This window comes from Erwinia rhapontici, assembly GCF_012271765.1.
Lineage (GTDB): Bacteria > Pseudomonadota > Gammaproteobacteria > Enterobacterales > Enterobacteriaceae > Erwinia > Erwinia rhapontici.
In genome coordinates, this window is record NZ_VRKO01000010.1 from 16,075 (window position 1) to 33,155 (window position 17,081).

16 protein-coding genes are annotated in these 17,081 nt (G+C 54.9%); 9 read left to right on the forward strand and 7 right to left on the reverse strand.

Features of this window, described 5'->3' with window-relative positions; genetic code table 11:
• The first annotated feature begins 42 nt into the window (after nucleotides 1–42).
• The gene (alaC, locus tag FVB43_RS05495) at nucleotides 43–1,278 is read left to right on the forward strand and encodes an alanine transaminase (RefSeq protein WP_133841229.1); all 1,236 of its coding nucleotides are present in this window, start codon (nucleotides 43–45) and stop codon (nucleotides 1,276–1,278) included.
• Nucleotides 1,279–1,321: 43 nt separating this feature from the next.
• Here the strand turns inward: alaC and ypdK are convergent, their stop codons facing one another.
• The 3 genes from ypdK to FVB43_RS05510 all read right to left on the reverse strand — a co-directional run bounded on the left by ypdK (nucleotide 1,322) and on the right by FVB43_RS05510 (nucleotide 4,131).
• Nucleotides 1,322–1,393, reverse strand: a complete 72-nt coding sequence (ypdK, locus tag FVB43_RS24850) for a membrane protein YpdK (protein WP_133842100.1) — start codon at nucleotides 1,391–1,393, stop codon at nucleotides 1,322–1,324.
• 99 nt (nucleotides 1,394–1,492) lie between these two features.
• On the reverse strand, nucleotides 1,493–2,521 hold the full coding sequence (locus FVB43_RS05505; protein ID WP_133841230.1) for an HlyD family secretion protein: 1,029 nt from the start codon (nucleotides 2,519–2,521) through the stop codon (nucleotides 1,493–1,495).
• Nucleotides 2,522–2,523: 2 nt separating this feature from the next.
• Complete coding sequence (locus FVB43_RS05510) at nucleotides 2,524–4,131, reverse strand: MFS transporter (RefSeq protein WP_167863558.1); 1,608 nt, start codon at nucleotides 4,129–4,131, stop codon at nucleotides 2,524–2,526.
• 166 nt (nucleotides 4,132–4,297) lie between these two features.
• Here FVB43_RS05510 and FVB43_RS05515 point away from each other — a divergent pair, with 166 nt between their 5' ends.
• From FVB43_RS05515 to FVB43_RS05530, 4 genes are all read left to right on the forward strand, one after another.
• Complete coding sequence (locus FVB43_RS05515) at nucleotides 4,298–5,083, forward strand: IclR family transcriptional regulator (RefSeq protein WP_167863559.1); 786 nt, start codon at nucleotides 4,298–4,300, stop codon at nucleotides 5,081–5,083.
• A 13-nt stretch (nucleotides 5,084–5,096) separates the two neighbouring features.
• Entirely contained in the window at nucleotides 5,097–5,546 is a 450-nt protein-coding gene (locus FVB43_RS05520; RefSeq protein WP_133841233.1) for a universal stress protein, read from the forward strand.
• Nucleotides 5,547–5,594: 48 nt separating this feature from the next.
• On the forward strand, nucleotides 5,595–6,404 hold the full coding sequence (locus tag FVB43_RS05525) for a hypothetical protein (protein ID WP_133841234.1): 810 nt from the start codon (nucleotides 5,595–5,597) through the stop codon (nucleotides 6,402–6,404).
• Nucleotides 6,405–6,660: 256 nt separating this feature from the next.
• Nucleotides 6,661–6,942, forward strand: a complete 282-nt coding sequence (locus FVB43_RS05530; RefSeq protein WP_133842101.1) for a putative periplasmic lipoprotein — start codon at nucleotides 6,661–6,663, stop codon at nucleotides 6,940–6,942.
• A 110-nt stretch (nucleotides 6,943–7,052) separates the two neighbouring features.
• Here FVB43_RS05530 and FVB43_RS05535 read toward each other — a convergent pair whose 3' ends face one another.
• Together FVB43_RS05535 and FVB43_RS05540 are read right to left on the reverse strand one after the other, a co-directional pair.
• On the reverse strand, nucleotides 7,053–7,205 hold the full coding sequence (locus FVB43_RS05535) for a hypothetical protein (RefSeq protein ID WP_166653668.1): 153 nt from the start codon (nucleotides 7,203–7,205) through the stop codon (nucleotides 7,053–7,055).
• A gap of 478 nt (nucleotides 7,206–7,683) precedes the next feature.
• Nucleotides 7,684–8,907, reverse strand: a complete 1,224-nt coding sequence (locus FVB43_RS05540; RefSeq protein ID WP_167863560.1) for an L-lactate MFS transporter — start codon at nucleotides 8,905–8,907, stop codon at nucleotides 7,684–7,686.
• A gap of 343 nt (nucleotides 8,908–9,250) precedes the next feature.
• Between FVB43_RS05540 and FVB43_RS05545 the strand changes: the two genes are divergently transcribed.
• A complete protein-coding gene (locus FVB43_RS05545) occupies nucleotides 9,251–11,179 on the forward strand; it encodes a methyl-accepting chemotaxis protein (RefSeq protein ID WP_159336165.1) in 1,929 nt (642 codons plus the stop codon).
• A gap of 45 nt (nucleotides 11,180–11,224) precedes the next feature.
• Here the strand turns inward: FVB43_RS05545 and FVB43_RS05550 are convergent, their stop codons facing one another.
• Entirely contained in the window at nucleotides 11,225–11,434 is a 210-nt protein-coding gene (locus tag FVB43_RS05550) for a hypothetical protein (protein ID WP_133841237.1), read from the reverse strand.
• A 213-nt stretch (nucleotides 11,435–11,647) separates the two neighbouring features.
• On the opposite strand from FVB43_RS05550, the gene FVB43_RS05555 reads away from it, so the two are divergent.
• A complete protein-coding gene (locus tag FVB43_RS05555) occupies nucleotides 11,648–12,895 on the forward strand; it encodes a mechanosensitive ion channel family protein (RefSeq protein WP_159336166.1) in 1,248 nt (415 codons plus the stop codon).
• A gap of 67 nt (nucleotides 12,896–12,962) precedes the next feature.
• Here FVB43_RS05555 and FVB43_RS05560 read toward each other — a convergent pair whose 3' ends face one another.
• Nucleotides 12,963–13,190: a hypothetical protein gene (locus FVB43_RS05560; protein WP_159336167.1), complete on the reverse strand. Its 228-nt coding sequence runs from the start codon at nucleotides 13,188–13,190 to the stop codon at nucleotides 12,963–12,965.
• 508 nt (nucleotides 13,191–13,698) lie between these two features.
• On the opposite strand from FVB43_RS05560, the gene FVB43_RS05565 reads away from it, so the two are divergent.
• A complete protein-coding gene (locus tag FVB43_RS05565; protein ID WP_167863561.1) occupies nucleotides 13,699–15,792 on the forward strand; it encodes a tetratricopeptide repeat-containing sulfotransferase family protein in 2,094 nt (697 codons plus the stop codon).
• On the forward strand, nucleotides 15,789–16,979 hold the full coding sequence (locus FVB43_RS05570; protein ID WP_159336169.1) for a glycosyltransferase family protein: 1,191 nt from the start codon (nucleotides 15,789–15,791) through the stop codon (nucleotides 16,977–16,979). The genes FVB43_RS05565 and FVB43_RS05570 overlap by 4 nt, the downstream gene beginning before the upstream one ends.
• Nucleotides 16,980–17,081 lie beyond the last annotated feature (102 nt).

Consider the following 17,081-nt stretch of genomic DNA (forward strand, 5'->3'; position numbering starts at 1 on the left):
TCGCTCGGATGGTCCGGGCGCTTACGTGAATCAGAGGTTGCTATGACTGACAATAATTCCCCACGCCGTTTTTCCCGTATTGAACGTCTTCCCCCGTATGTTTTTAACATTACCTCCGAATTGAAGATGGCAGCCCGTCGTCGCGGTGAAGATATTATCGACTTCAGTATGGGTAACCCGGACGGTCCGACGCCGCCGCATATCGTGGAAAAACTCTGCACCGTGGCGCAGCGCGAAGACACGCACGGTTACTCCACCTCACGCGGTATTCCCCGCCTGCGTCGTGCGATTTCACGCTGGTATGCCGACCGCTACCAGGTGGACATTGACCCCGAATCGGAAGCGATTGTCACCATTGGCTCCAAAGAGGGGCTGGCGCATCTGATGCTGGCCACGCTCGATCACGGCGATACCGTGCTGGTGCCGAATCCGAGCTATCCGATCCACATCTACGGGGCGGTGATCGCCGGTGCGCAGGTGCGCTCTGTGCCGCTGGTAGCGGGCGTCGACTTCTTTAACGAGCTGGAACGCGCCATTCGCGAAAGCTATCCGAAGCCGAAGATGATGGTCCTCGGCTTCCCGTCAAACCCGACCGCGCAGTGTGTGGAGCTGGACTTCTTTGAGCGAGTGATTGCGCTGGCGAAACAGTACAACGTGCTGGTGATCCACGATCTCGCCTACGCCGATATTGTCTACGACGGCTGGAAAGCCCCGTCTATCATGGAAGTTCCGGGCGCACGTGATGTGGCGGTGGAGTTCTTTACGCTGTCCAAAAGCTACAATATGGCGGGCTGGCGTATCGGCTTTATGGTGGGTAACAAAGAGCTGGTGTCTGCGCTGGCGCGTATCAAAAGCTACCATGATTACGGCACCTTCACCCCGTTGCAGGTGGCGGCGATTGCGGCGCTGGAAGGCGATCAGCAGTGCGTACGCGATATTGCCGAGCAGTATAAACGCCGCCGTGACGTGCTGGTGAAAGGTCTGCATGAGGCGGGCTGGATGGTGGATAACCCGAAAGCATCGATGTACGTCTGGGCGAAAATTCCCGACCACTATGCGCACCTGGGATCGCTTGAGTTTGCCAAACTGCTGTTACAGGAGGCGAAGGTGTGTGTGTCGCCGGGTATCGGCTTTGGGGATTACGGTGATACGCACGTGCGCTTTGCCCTGATTGAAAACAGCGACCGTATTCGTCAGGCGGTCAGAGGCATTAAAGCGATGTTTCGGGCTGAGGGTATTTTAGCGAGTGCCACAAAAAGCGGCGAAGACGACGTCTGAAAACAGTAAGGGTCAGGTTGTCCTGACCCCTTCACTTTTATCCCTACACCATCAGATAGAAAGTGCCAACCCAGATTAACAGGATAAAAGAGATTCCCATCAAAGCATATTTCACGAACAATTCCTCTAAACGCCTAAAACAGGCAGGATCGGACGCTAATCTACCCGCATTCCCTTGCGAAATAAAGGTGATTGTTCTGGGATCTTTCTCACATTAATGCATTTCTAATTCTGGAACGACGGACATACCAACGCGCAGTCGTGGCAGGTCTGACTGGCCCGGTTCCAGCACGATTTTTACCGGCAGGCGCTGCACGACTTTGGTGTAGTTTCCGGTCGCGTTATCAGCAGTAATCGCCGCAAAAGTTGAACCTGTAGCAGGGGCAATACTGTCAACATGGCCGCGCAGCGTCACGCCTGGCAGGGCATCGACCGTCACTGAAACGGGTTGCCCCTGGGTCACATGGGCCAGCTGGGTTTCAAGGAAGTTTGCCACCACATAGCTTTGCTGCAAGGGGACGACCGCCAGCAGACGCGTTCCCGCCGCGACCCACGCACCCTGACGCACGGCCCGCTGGCCAACGCTGCCTGAAATCGGTGCGGTAATCTGCGTATAGGAAAGGTTGAGCTGCGCCTGATCGACGCTGGCCTGCATCGCCGCAATGTCCGCATCCGCCTGCTTCACGCTTGCCTGCAAGACGGCGACTTCTTTGCGTGCGGCCAGTACGGCAGCCTGGCTCTGCTTAACCTGCGCTGCCGCACTTAACATCGTTGAACTGGATTTCTGTTGCTCATCGGCGGTCGCGGTGCCGCTTTTCAGCAGGCGACGATAGCGGTCAGCATTTTGTCCTGCGTAGTTCAGCGTGGCCTGGCTGGCGCTAACGGCTGCTTCGGTCTGGGCGATGGTCGCTTTCTGCTGCTCCAGTTGGGCTTCTATGCTGCTGCGTTTCGCTTCGCTGACCTGAAGATTGGCGTTGGCAGTTTCCAGTGCCACACGATAGTCGCGGTCATCAATGGTGGCCAGCACATCACCGGCTTTCACCTGCTGGTTGTCAGTCACATTGACCGTGCGGATATAGCCGGACACTTTGGGGGCCACCAGCGTGTAGTCAGCGGCGATCACGGCATCATCGGTCCGCAGGTGATGGCGATTGATCGCTGACCAGATGAAAAAGGCGATGGTCAAAAGTACCAGCAGCAGCAGTACCAGCAAAGAGGTGCGTTTAGCAGGTGTGAAACTCATTGTTATGATCTCGATGTTTGCGGAGCTGAAGTTAACAGTGTTTGTGGCGGCCAGACGCGTTTTGGTAGCCAGGCGGTCAGAAGGATCAGCAGCAGTGCGAAGCCAATAATCATCAGATAGCTGTCGCTGAGGCTGAGGATCACCGCCTGGTGTTTCACCAGCGTGCTGAAATGGCTGAGATTCTCAACCGAGCTGGCCGATCCATCCGGCAGCAGCGGCATCATGCTGCTGGCCGTGTCGCTACGGGTGGCGGTCATCAGCCACGGGCGGTTACCCAACTGATCGACCAGCGTATGCGAATGGAATTTTTCCCGATGGGTGAGGAAATTTTCGACCAGCACGCCAGCGGCGACGCTGGAAAAACCCCGGACAGTATTAAACATGGCGGAAGCGAAGGGGCCCTCCGGTGGCAGCACCACGCTGGTGGCGCTCATCAGCACGGGCAGGATCATCATCGGCTGACCAAACGCCTGTAGCGCCTGAATTAACCAGAAATTCTGTCGCGCCCACTCCGAGGTGATCTGCATCCCCAGTACGCAGGAGAGGATCATCAGCCCGGCACCTGCCGTCAGCATCCAGCGGCAGTCAATCCAGCGCAGATTCAGTAAGGCCGCGAGCAGGGGGGCAATCACCAACTGCGGTAGCCCAATGGTCAGCGCCAGCGGAGCAAACTGCGCGGTGCGGAATCCTTCTATCTGACCGAAATACGCCGAGGGCAGGGCCGACCCCGACAGCGCGACCATCAGTACGCCCGCGAGGACCAGCAGTCCATGCGTCAGATTTTTACGTTGCAACATTTGCAGCCGGAACAGCGGCAGCGGATGGAACCATTCATTAATGAAGAACACGACCAGCAGTGCGGCGGCGCTCAGTAACATGCCGCTGATGAGCGGTGACTGGAACCAGTCCAGCCGTTCGCCCTGCGTCAGCGCCAGCACCAGCAGCGCGATACCGCTACAGCCAGTCAGCATCCCCAGTGCGTCAATCTGGCGGAAACGTTCGAGACGCAATGGGTCCTGCGGCAATCCGCGGCTAATCAGCAACGTGGCGATCATACACGGCGGGATCACCTGCCAGAAGGTGAACTGCCAGCCGACGGAATCGGTCCAGAAAGCGGCAAGTGACGCCGCCATATTCGGGCCAAACGTTGCCGTCATGGCATAAGCGGCCAGTCCGTAAAGCTTGATGCCGGGGGGCAGAAAGCGCAGGGCAACCGTCATCAGCATGGGGGGCAGCGCACCCCCAAAAATCCCCTGAATCACCCTGAGAGCGATAAAGCCTGAGGCATCGGTCACCAGCGGTTGGACTGCCGCAATCAGGCAGAATCCGAGGGTGACTGACAGCGTAAAACGGCGCAGTGAGAAGGTGACCGCAAACCAGGGGGCGATCATCATGGCGGCCACTTCTGCGGCCTGGTAAGCGGAGGTGATCCAGCTGCCGGTATCAAAATCGATCCCCAGCGCGGTGCGAATATCAGCCAATGCCAGGTCGGTCACGCGATCGTTAAGACCGGAGCTGAGCGCGGCGATCAGTACACCCACCAGGCCCAGCGCCAGGCGAAGAGTAAAAGGGTGCGGAGACGGCGGCATCGCCGCTGGCTGGCCATTCATAGCAGGTATCCCGGACGAGAATTATTATTATCGATGCAGTGTATTGCATCGTGATACATTGAGCGGAATATTACATGGTGATGCGCTGTATTGCAATGTGATACAGCGTGTCCAGTAAGCCAAATAGTGCTACAGTATTTGCCGATGACAAGGAAAGAGAATCCCTATGTTTGAGTCCGCAACCTGCCGTGATGACGAACGTATCGGCGGCATTCAGGTGATCACGCGCGCCGCGAAAATTCTTGATGCGTTGGGCGCAAAACCGAACGGAATGAGCCTCGGCGAAATCGCTCTGGCGGTCGATTTGCCGCGTTCCACCGTGCAGCGCATCGTCAACGCGCTGGATTCAGTGCAGCTGGTGCGCAGCCACGGCGCGGCCGGTGGCGTACGGCTTGGCCCGGCTCTGCTGCGGCTGATCGCCAACGTGCATACCGATGTGGTGGCTATTGCTCAGCCGTGGCTTCAGGCACTGTGCGACACCACCGGAGAAACCGTGTCGCTGGCCCGGGCCAGCGGCCTGCAGTTGGCGATTGTGCATTATGTTGTGGCTGACCGGGAACTGCGGGTGGTGCCACGCATAGGCATGAACCTGCCGCTCTACAGCACTTCCGGTGGCCGTGCGCTGCTGGCGCTGGAGAGCGATGACGCTGCCAGAGAATTGGTGGGTGAGGCTTATCAGGCCATTACCGAACTGACCGTGCGCGATTTCCCCGCGTTGCTGGCACATTTAACCGAAATTCGTCGTACCGGTCTGGCGTATGACCGGGGCGAGACGCTGGAAGGGATCTCCACGATGGCCGTGGCAATCGACACGATTCTGGGACGCTTTTCCATCAGTCTTTTGATCCCTGGCGCCCGTTTCCAGCGGCATGAAGCACGTAATCGCAAGGCGATCCTCAAATGCAAAGAGGCGCTGATCGATGAAATTGGAAAAGTTGCATTACGAGACTGACAGGAGAAGGGCTATGAAAACGCTTTTGGTCGCTGTTGATAATTCGGTGATTGCCCGCAAAGTGATTCAGCTTGCGACCGAACAGGCACTGGCCTTGCAGGCAGAGGTGGTGGTGCTGTGCTGTGTGGATGCCAGCTATGCGGCATCCGGTCCGTTTGATATTGAAGCGGGCGAAGATCCCGGCGACTTTGGTCTGGCGCTGGATGAGCAAAATACCGCAGAAGGCGTTGTGCGTCAGGCGTTAGCCGAGCTGCATCGTGCGGGTGTGGCAGCGCGTGGGCGCGTCGCTGCCGGAGAATCGGCAGAAACCATTGTGGCCCAGGCGAACAGCCTGAACGCAGCGATGATCATCATGGGTCGCCGTCATCTCTCCTCCTTTAACCGTCTGCTGAAAGGCTCTTGCAGTGCTGCGGTGATTGAACGTGCCAGTTGCCCGGTATTACTTGATGTGCGCGTCGACTAACATTTCTAACGGGCCGGTTATCCGGCCTGATAACGTCAGGGTTCTGTTTTGATTTCTCACGCTATTCTTGCCTCGCTGTTCTCCGCTCTGGTCTGGCTGGTCGTTTTGGGTGCCCTTTTCAAACGTAAAAAGATGGCCTCTGCCGTGGCGATCCTGCTGTTTTCGGTTCCGCTGCTGGTGGGGAATCTTTATTACTATGGTTGGGTCAGCCCGGCACGGGAAAAGCAGGCGGAAATTGATGCCGCCGCTGCCCGTCTGGCACAGCTCCCGGTCTGGCGTACGGTAAAAACGCAGCAACCCCTGCTATATCAGCAGGCGCATGATGAACTGATCGCTCAGCTGGAAGCCGGTATACCGCAGCAACAGGCGATTGAGCATCTGCGCCCGTTGGTGGCCGATCTGTTGAATCAGCGGATTAACGCGGCGCGTGACCAGGATCTGATTAACTATATGCAGGTTTCCCTGGAGCAGATGAGACAGATCCGCCAGCGTGGCCCGGAGCAGTGCTTCCGTTTCCTGTTTCCCCAGGTGAAAGGCGGGGTGAATGTCAGTGAACTGGTACCGAAAACCCTGACGGAGCGGGAGCTGCAGGCGATGGATGTATTGCTTAAGCACAGTAATGGCATTGAGCAACCCATTGATTTCAAACAGGGAAGGGAGCAGTTGCAGGCGGTGGTGCGTCAGTTGTATGCGCGCTGGGGAAGCGATCTGCAAACGTTAAACACGCCTGCGGAAGCCGGGGTGAATGAAGCGAAACTCTGCGACATGACCATTGACCTTTATCAGTCGGTTCTGGCACTTACTGGTAAGGATTCCGCCAACGTTCTGCGTATAATTATTAGCGGAACAGGTAATTAAGTCCAAAAAAAAGCCCGCTCGCCGCGGGCATAAGTCATTCTAATTATAGCAAAAAATTTCCTGGTGTTGCGCAGACATCTTGCGATGTCTGGGTGCATAGTCGCACTGAAATCGTTCTGACGCTATTCATCTCCCTGAATCGATTCAATCGGTAAAACATTGCATAACTTAAGTAAAATTATGCAAATGCGCTGGCGTCTGATAGCGCCGGGGGGCGGGGCAGCTCATGATGCGGCACTGGAAGAAGGGAGCCATGATGAAATCAAAAATAATCGGCGCATTTGCGCTACTGTTGCTGGCAGGTTGTACTTCCGGCAAACCCGGAGCCTATGAAAAGGTCGATGAAGATCCGGCAGTGAATACCGTTCAATACCGTTTTAATCCCGTCCGCGTGGATAAAACCGCGATGGAGAAAGACGTTGAGCGTTATTGTAGTGAACGCGGCTTTGATAAAGTTGAAGCGTTGCGGCCACAGGATAGTCATGTGCCCGGTCTGGTGAAAGCCTGGTATCAATGTAATTACAGTATTAAAAGCTAAAAAATAAGGGCGGGAAAATTCCCGCCCAATGTACTTATTTACCATTTATTTTATTTACCGACTTACGGCTTATTGCTGTGTGCAGGCTTTGCCCACCCTTCTAAAAATTCCTATCTGCCGCGTCGTGGGCCACCACCATGATGATAGCCGCCATGATAACCCCCACCGCCACCGTGATACCCACCGCCACCGCCATGATGAGGAGGGGCAATAATACAGCCGCTCAGCATAACAATCAGAGACACCACAGAGGTTGCTTTCATTATTGTTTTCATTGTTGTCTTCATGTTGTTCTCCTGCTCTTTTCAATGACTACAACTTTACGAAAGAAAAGTGGAGGAATAATGCGGTGAATGTAGATTTATTCGGGAAGTTATTTCCAAATAATTCATTATATCTCTCGAATGAATGAGAAGGCTTTAATGAAATAAGATAAGGATGAAAAAGGCAGTTTATTGGTGGGAATCGTCTGAATATACCCGTCATACTTCAAGCTGCATGTGCGTTGGCTACGTTTGCTCTCCCGAATCACTTACTCGAGTATGCTCATCGGGATTATGAGCTTCATTTCTGAAGCTCACCCTGTGGGCCAGCGTAAACGCTGTTCAAAATGGCCGTCGGCCAATTTGTCACTCACTTGCCGCCTTCCTGCAGCTCGAATTATTTTGGGTATAGTGGGAAATTAATGAAAACGCCCGCTGTCGTTATCGATAGCGGGCGTTAATTGACTGACGGGTGTTATCAGGCGTGTTGCAGTTCTTTCTTCGTTTCTGCCTGTTTATACGGCATCCGGATGGTGGCGGACATCAGCAGTGAAATCACCAGCAGCGCCATAATCAGGCTGAAGGTCACCGTAAAGCCACCGAACAGTGAGGCAATCAGCGATCCCATTACGCTCCCAATCCCGAAGCCCAGGTAAATCACGCCGTAGTTTTTGGTCAGGTTGTTCAGGCCGAAGAAATCGCTGACCAGTGACGGATAAACCGTGATAGTGCCACCGAAGCTGAAGGCGACGCAGGCAATGGCAATAAAGAAGCTGTTTTCATTCATGTGGCTGAACAGCAGGATGCTCATGCCGACCAGTGACACCACCTGTGCCAGGGTAATAACCCGGATACGTGCCACCTTATCGGACAGGACACCCAGTACCAGACGACCGCTCAGGTTGGCAATGGCAATGATGGTGACGGCATTGGCGGCGGTCTGCGCGCTCAGGTGTACCATGCTTTCGCCGATATCCTTCGCCACGCCAATCACATACAGGCCGCTCATGCAGGCGGTCAGGAACATCAGTGCCAGCATCCAGTACTGCGGCATACGCATGGATTCCGCCAGCGAGTAATCGCGTTTCTCTGCGGATTTGCTGCCGGATGGCTGCTGTGCAGGCGCATCTTTCATTAGCAGTGCGCCAATGATGATCATACTCATCGCCAGTCCGCCCCAAATCATAAAGGTGGTTTCCAGGCTATAGACGCTCAACAGATAGCTACAGATAAACTTGAAGCCAAGGCTGCCCAGGCCGTATGCGCCAATGGCACAGGCTGAAATCACCCCTTTGCGTTCCGGGAACCATTTCACGCAGTTTGATAACGTCATCAGATAACCTGCACCATCCGCCAGGCCGACCAGCAGGCCCGCGCTGAGATAGAGCATAAACAGGTTATCGGCCTGCGAGGTCAGCATCAAACCGACCGCCATCAGCAGCCCGGCGGCGATGGTGACGTGACGAACGCCAAAACGTTCCTGTAATTTTCCGGCAACGGATGAAGCCAGTGCCAGACCCAGACTCAGCAAACCGAACGAGAAAGCCACCTGACTGATTGTGGTATCCAGTTTCAGGGAGAGCTGCCCGTTAAACAGACTCCAGGTATAGACCGATCCCAGTGCAAACTGGGTAATGATGGTACCGATCAGGGTTAACCAGCGGGTGCGGTTAACGCTGCTGCCTGCAGTAGGTGTGTTCATGGATATCTCCCGATGGGAATGCTAAGAATCTTGAATTAGCACAATGATAAATTCGCCCCTGTGAGAGCGGGGGAAAAAAGGCATGAACTGCCATGAACAGGGAATGAAATGCCTTCAGGACGACATGAATGGCGGATATCGGGCATGGGCGCGGAATAAACGGCAGGGTTAGAACTTGATATATATCAAGTTATTAAGTGGAATTAAAGTTTTATCAGCGCGCGGCCGATGATAGTCATTGATGGTATGTCGATAGAACTTACCCGCATAACAATAAAAATCACTTTTCCTTTGGCTTATCTCTGATTGTCGATTTTCAATTTTATTTTCCGAGGTAATCATTATGTCGTGGGTTCCCGTTCGTTTATCAGGGAAATTGACGTTAGGTGGCATGTTTATGTTGTTGCTTACCTGCGTCATCGTCTACCTGGCGATTTCACTGCGCGGTCAGCCGCGTGTGATCGATGCCAGCAACAGCTTAATTCAGCAAACCGGTGAGAATATCGTCGGTCAGCTTAACCAGCAGCTTATCCGTATTGAAGGGGAAGGCGTCAGTCTGGCCCGCCTGGCCGAAGTGCTGCCACATGATGACGCGCTGGTGAAACAGGTCTTGCCACAAATCATCGACAGTAAAGGGGATAAAAGTATCGCCGGGGGAGGTATCTGGCCGGAGCCCAACGCGTTCAGTGAGGGGGTGGCTCGCCGCAGTTTCTTCTGGTCGCGTAACGCCAGCGGTGGGCTGGATTACTCGGACGGCTACAACGACCCGGCCGGGGCGGGCTATCACAATGAAAGCTGGTATACCTCAAGCCGCACGGCGTCTGCCAACAAGTGCAACTGGTCCGAAGTCTACCAGGACCCGGTTTCCAACGTGAATATGGTCACCTGTAGCGTACCTTACAGCCACGGCGGTGCTTTTGCCGGGGTCGCGACCTTTGATGTGCTGCTGGATAATCTTTCCGGTTTTATGCAACGCAACGGCAGCAATACCGGGGGCTATGCTTTCGCCCTCGACCAGGCCGGTAACGTGCTGTATTTCCCTGGCGTGAAAGATAAGGCACTGAAAAAATTCAGCGATCTGGCGCAGCAACAACCCTGGCTGGCCCCGATGGTTGCCGGGGTGAAAACGGCAGGGTCGGCCAGCGGCAGCACCACACTCAGTGCCATCAGCGATGAATGGCTGCACCAGGAGGCACAGGTCACCCTGTTCCGCATGGCGGATACCGGCTGGATAATTGGTCTGGTCACGCCTCAGGCCGCCGTTACCGCACTGGCGCACAACATCATGCAGGACATTTTTGTGCTGCTGATCCCGTCACTGTTCGTGCTGCTGATTGCCTCGTGGTTTATCTCGCGTCAGATTTCAGGGCGGCTGGAGTCGACCCGTAAAGCGCTGGATGATATCGCGCACGGTGATGGCGATCTGACCCGACGCCTGGATACCTCAGGCCGTGATGAAATCGCCGATATTGCCGTATCCTTCAACCAGTTTGTCGACAAGATTGCCGGGGTGATCACCAACGTGCAGTCGAGCGGTGTGCATGTGGCACACAACGCCAGCGGGCTGGAGCAGAGTAATCAGGAGCTGACCGACAAGATCAGCGAACAGGCGGCAGCGGTGGAAGAGAGTGCGGCAGCGATGGAGCAGTTGAATGCCACCGTGCAGCAGAATGCCGAGAATACCCGCCTGGCCGATTCCTTCACCGAGCAGACGGCGCAGATCGCCCGCAGCAGCAGTCATGTGATGCGACAGCTGATCGATACGATGGAGACCATCAAAGTCTCTTCCAGCCGTGTGGGTGAGATCCTCAGCGTGATTGATGGCATTGCGTTCCAGACCAATATCCTGGCACTGAACGCGGCGGTTGAAGCGGCGCGCGCCGGGGAGCAGGGGCGCGGTTTTGCCGTGGTTGCTGCTGAAGTCCGTGCGCTGGCCCAGCGCAGTGCAACGGCCGCACAGGAGATCAAAACGCTGATCGGTCAGTCCGACAGCAATGTGCTGACCGGCAGTAAGCTGGTGGAAGGCGCAGGACGTCAGTTAGAAGAACTGGTGAAAGATGTGCTGAAAGTGAAAGAAGTGGTGGGGGAGATCCGCGTAGCCGGTGATGAGCAGAGCAAAGGTATTGCCGAAGTGACGCTCGCCGTATCGCAGATGGAGCGTACCATTCAGCAAAATCTGGCACTGGTTCATCAGACAGCGGAAAATACTCACGCCCTGCATGCGGAAGCCTCGCAGCTGGCGGAAGATATTTCGGTGTTTAAAGTCGTGTAATCCCTTCCTGCCGCCCCGGTATCAGCCGGGGCGGCAGGATATCGCTTAACGAATATAACCGCGTATCACATCCGCAATGGCTTTATTCGCTTCACGTCCATCGCGGTGTTCCACTTCTTCCGCAATTTTCTCCAGGTACTTATTCAGCTTGCCGCCGGTCGGGACATTGCCGTAAGCGATGAGCATCTGGACAATATTTCTCAGCGCAAGAACTTCTAAAGAGAGGCGTTCAACAACGGGGTCTTTATCTGGCATAGGATGCTCCGGTACAACGGTCAATAACAATCCTTTTAGGTTACCCGCTATCCGTTCGAATCAATCGGCAGAGTATCGCTGTTTTTCGCACCGGTTTGTCACGTAAACCCCATTTTTCTCTGTCATTGTAAATGTCGGGACCACGGACCGCTAAAGGTTGAACCTGGCATCTTCAGAGGGCATGATCGCCCCTCGTTTTATAAAGGAGGCGTTATGCAGCAGTTGGCTACATTTCTGAAGCAATATGGAATAGAACCAGGTCACCCTACCTCGCTGATTGTGATTGTTGGCATCATTTTTCTTACCGCATTAATCGTGCATTTTATTCTGCACCGCATTGTCCTGCGGGCATTTGAACGGCGTGCGCAGGGCAGCAACCGCCTGTGGCTGCAAATCATTACCGGGAACAAACTCTTCCACCGGCTGGCCTTTATGCTTCAGGGGATGATCGTCAATCTCCAGGCCGTTCTGTGGCTGGAAAAGGGCAGCGATGCCGCCCTGATCCTGTCCACCTGCGCCCAGCTGTGGGTAATGATCTATGCATTGATGTCATTCTTCTCACTGCTTGACGTGATCGCTGGCCTGTCGCACCGGTTTGCGTTTGCTGCGCAGTTCCCCCTGAAGGGGATCTTCCAGGGCGTGAAGCTGCTGAGCGCAATCGTGATTGGCATCATGATGATCTCACTGCTGATCGGTAAATCCCCTGCGATCCTGATCAGTGGACTGGGCGCAATGGCCGCCGTGCTGATGTTAGTGTTTAAAGATCCGATCTTAGGGCTGGTGGCAGGCATTCAGCTTTCTGCCAACACCATGCTGAAACTGGGCGACTGGCTGGAGATGACGAAATACGGCGCGGACGGCGCGGTAATCGACATCGGGCTGACCACGGTGAAAGTGCAGAACTGGGATAACACCATTACCACTATCCCGACCTATGCCCTGGTATCCGATGCCTTTAAAAACTGGAGCGGCATGTCAGCCTCCGGTGGGCGACGTATTAAGCGCTGTATCAATATCGATACCACCAGTATCCGTTTCCTCTCTGATGCAGAGCATGAAAAACTGATGCAGGCACGCCTGCTTAAGCCCTATATGGCGGCGCGCCAGGAGGAGATTAACAGCTGGAACGGGCAGGGCGACGTTGCCGCTGCCTCCGTACTGAATCAGCGCGGTATGACCAACGTGGGTACGTTCCGCGCCTACCTGACTGAGTATCTGCGCCAGCATCCGTCGATTCGTAAAGACATGACGCAGATGGTACGCCAGCTGGCACCGGGCGCCGAGGGTTTACCCATTGAGATCTATGCGTTTACCAATACCGTTGCCTGGCTGGAGTATGAAAGCATTCAGGCCGATATTTTCGATCATGTCTTTGCGGTAGTGGGCGAGTTCGGCCTGCGGGTGCATCAGGCACCGACCGGCAGTGATGTGCGGGCGATTGCGGGAGTTGTTTCTTCTTAAATACTGTACTGAATAAGAAAGGGGCTAAATAGTTAGCCCCTTTCTGCAACGGATAAATAACGCGGATTCAGAAACTTTTTTTCTTACTGCGTCGCTGCCGCTGAAATAACCCGCCTGCCAGAGCGCCGATCACCGTTAAAAGGGAAGCGGTAATCAGAAACAAGCCAACGTTTTGATTCATCTCCTCATCACTGACCACCGGGCCGACGATCAGATCGGATAGTAGTGGGAATACAGCAAATGTTACGCCAAATCCCACAATCGTGCCCAAAAGCGAAAACAAAAACAGCCTCATCGCATCTTACCTTAAGTTACAAGAAGCCATGTGTTAGCACATTTTCGAGTAGCAAAAAGTCCAAAGTGGTTATTTTGGGTGACAGTCATCACACTTAATAATTAAATGTGCATGATGATATAAGCGAATGGATAGCAATGCTTCCGGACATTGATGGCTGATTTTTTCTTTGTTTTTCCAGATTCTCCCCATGAGTGAACTGTCTACCCTGGTGCCAGAAAAAGCGTAACTAACAGTGCAATACCCGATTACACCGGGTTGCAGCATGCAGCTGGGTGTGTAACGGGGATATTAATGGATTAATACGAGAAAATGCTGATGTCTGTTCAAAATGAAACTCACTCTGCCCTGAGGATCGTAAGACAAGCACGGAGATGGTGGAGCGAGTTTTGTGTGGAATTTGAAAGGAGTAAATACTATAAGGAGTTATCTGAAAGTGGGATATTTCCTGGTCGGTAAGTTGCATATGTAGCCAGTGAGATTTTACCTTTTATATCTGGGGAATATTTTGAGTCATAGCAATCCTCTTCACCCGCAGCAGTTGACGGTGTTTCAGGCCCTGGAGCTGGCGAATGCTCACTGGAACGCGGGCCAGGCGGCGCAGGCAGAGCAGCTCTGTTTACGGGTGCTGCAGGTCGCGCCATTACAGCACGATGCCCTCAATCTTTTGGGGATGATGATGCATGCCTACGGCAAGCCGGATCTGGCTCTCGATTATATCCATAAGGCCAGCCAGTCACCGGAGGCACCGGCAATCATTCACAGCAACCTGGCCGAGCTTTACCGCCAGAAAGGTTTGCTGCTGGAAGCCGAGCAAGCCGCCCGGCGCGCAACCGAACAAGAGCCGGAACTTGTCGCAGCTTGGAGTAATCTTGGAATCATTCTGCAGGAGGCCGGAAAATTCAATGCTAGCCTGGAATGCCTGAAATACGTTGCATCATTGCAGCCGGATAATGCCGAGGTGTACAACAATCTGGGCAATACTTACAAGCGTCTGGGCGATCTGCCCCGCGCCCACGACAGTTACCAGCGTGCCCTGACATTGCGCCCCGATTACGCCGAGGTGTACAGCAATCTTGTCTTACTGTTGATTGACCAGGGCCGTATTGATGAGGCTGTGGCCTCTGCCATGCGGGCGATAGATATCAACCCGCAGCTGGCTGATGCGTACCTAAATCTGGCGGAAATTGCGTTGTCGCGTATGCGCTATGCCGATGCGCTGCGCTGGGTCAACGCACTGCTGGCGTTTGCCCCACAACACGCGGGTGCGCTCACTGCACTTGCCCATATCATGAATGCCGATGAGCGTTACGAAGACGCTGTCGCCGCTGCACGTCACGCCCTGGCCATCGCACCGGATAGTGCCAATACGCATAAGATTTTGGGTAAAGCCTTGCAGGCGCTTGGGCAGTATAAAGAAGCTGAGCAGGCTTATCACCAGGCTGCGGCATTACCTGGTACGGTCGCCGAGGAAGCCCTGATTGCGCGTGCTGTGTTACTGATGGAAATCGGTGATAAGGACGCAGCGACGGCGGGCTTTGAACGCGCATTGGAACGTTTTCCTGATTCGCCGCGGGTTATCGCTGCGCGTTGCGATAACAAATTCTATCGGGCAGGCGACCCCGACGTGGTGGTCATGGAAGCCGCGTTAGTACGCGAACCTGCTCCCCCGTTGAATGAAAAAATGATGCTGCATTTTTCGCTGGGCAAAGCTTATCTGGATACCCATGATTCTGATCGCGCATTTTTCCATTTAAACCAGGGTAATGCGTTTAAACGGGCCTCTTTTCATTACGATGCCGCACAAACCAGTGCGTGGATGAAAAATATTGCTGCCGTTTTCACACCAGCTTTGATGGCACAGTTCAGCGGCGCTGGCGCTGCTTCTGACCGACCGGTGTTTGTCATCGGTATGCCGCGCTCAGGCACCACGCTGATTGAGCAGATTCTGGCCTCACATCCTGCGGTTTATGGTGCAGGGGAGTTGCGTGCGCTGGATCGGGCAGTGTCACGTGGAGGCCGCTTCCCGGATGATGTGGCGCACTGGAGCAAGGCCGATTTTGCCCATATTGGTGCGGATTACCTTGAGCAGGTGCGCCATCTGGCGCCGGATGCATTGCGGGTGATCGACAAACTGCCTGGCAACTTCCTCTATGCCGGATTGATTCCACTGCTGCTGCCCGGCGCGCGCATCATCCATTGCCGCCGCGATCCTGTTGATACTTGCCTGTCCTGTTACAGCAAGCATTTTTCTGGCGAGCAGCTATTCGCTTACCAGCTGGATGAACTGGGCCAGTTCTACCTGGCGTACCAGACGCTGATGGCACATTTTCGCCAGATTATGCCCGCAGAATGCTTCATCGAAGTTGATTACGAAGCTGTGGTCGACGACCTCGAAGGCCAGGCGCGGCGCCTGATTGATTTCATCGATCTTCCCTGGGACGACGCCTGCCTGACCTTCCACGAAACACGTCGCATTGTGCGCACGGCCAGCGTGGCTCAGGTGCGTCAGCCGATCTACACCTCCTCCAAAGGACGCTGGCACCGGCACGCGGCGCACCTCGGTCCTTTGCTGTACGCACTGGGTCTGGAGCCGCAATGAACCTCATACCGACAGATGTCCACGCCATTTTCCTGCAAGTTGACTCACTCCTGAAGGCCGAACGCTGGGCTGAGGCTGACGTGATGCTGTGCCAGGCGCTGGCCTCCGGTACCGGGCCAATTCCCTTGTGGCGGCAGCTCTATGTGGCGTTTCGCCAGCAAGGGAAGTTTGCCGAGGCGACTCAGGTGCTGGAGATGATCGTGCAGGCAACGCCCGGTGACGTGAGTGTGCGCTTCGACTTGTCTGAGATGTTGTTATTACAGGGCGAATTCACGCGCGGCTGGCGCGAATATCGCTTCCGTTACCGGCTCGACAACACCCGCATGCTTGAACGCCACATCGCTAAACCGCGATGGGAAGGGCAGTCTGTGCAGGGGAAAACGCTGCTTATCCACGATGAACAGGGTTATGGCGACACCTTTCAGTTTCTGCGGCTGGTACAGCAGGCGCAAGAGCGCAGCGGTGCCCATGTTGTGCTGGAGGTGAATCCGGAGGCTTATCACCTGGCGCGTGGCGTCAGCGGATATCACCAACTGATGGTGCGCGGGACGCTGCCGCCGCCCTTCGATTTCCACTGTGAACTGATGAGTCTGCCAGCGGCGCTCGGTTTACAGCTGTCGCATCTGCCGGGGAAAATGCCCTATCTGTTTGCCGATCCTGCCCGGGTAGAAAAATGGCGCGTACGCCTGGCCGACCTGCCACGCCCGTTAGTGGGGTTGGTGTGGGCCGGTCGTCCCACTCATGCCAACGATAAGCGCCGCTCGCTGACGCTGAGCGAACTGGCACCGCTGGCGCAGGAGGGCATCACCTTCCTGGCATTACAGAAAGGGCCAGCGGCCGAGCAGGCCGCCACGCCGCCACCAGGTATGTCGCTGCTGTCACTGAGTGATGAGATCCACGATTTCGATGATACTGCGGCCATCCTTTGCGTGATCGATACCCTGGTTTCTGTGGACTCCTCGCCGGTTCACCTGGCCGGTGCGCTCGGCCGACCAGCCTGGGTGCTGTTGCCTTTCCAACACGACTGGCGCTGGTTACAGCAACGTGAGGACTCCCCCTGGTATCCTGGCATGCGGTTGTTCCGCCAACCCGCGTCAGGGCAATGGCATACCGTCCTGCAAAACGTTGCCATTGCGTTAAAAACATTAAAGGATGTGCCTGAAGCGCACGGTCCTGCACAGCCTTAATCGCTGTTGCGGAGCAGGTGATACCGGTTGCTAACACCGCACGTCAGAATTGTACGATTCTAATGCAATAATCACTTGTTACAAATTTGTGGCTAATGATAT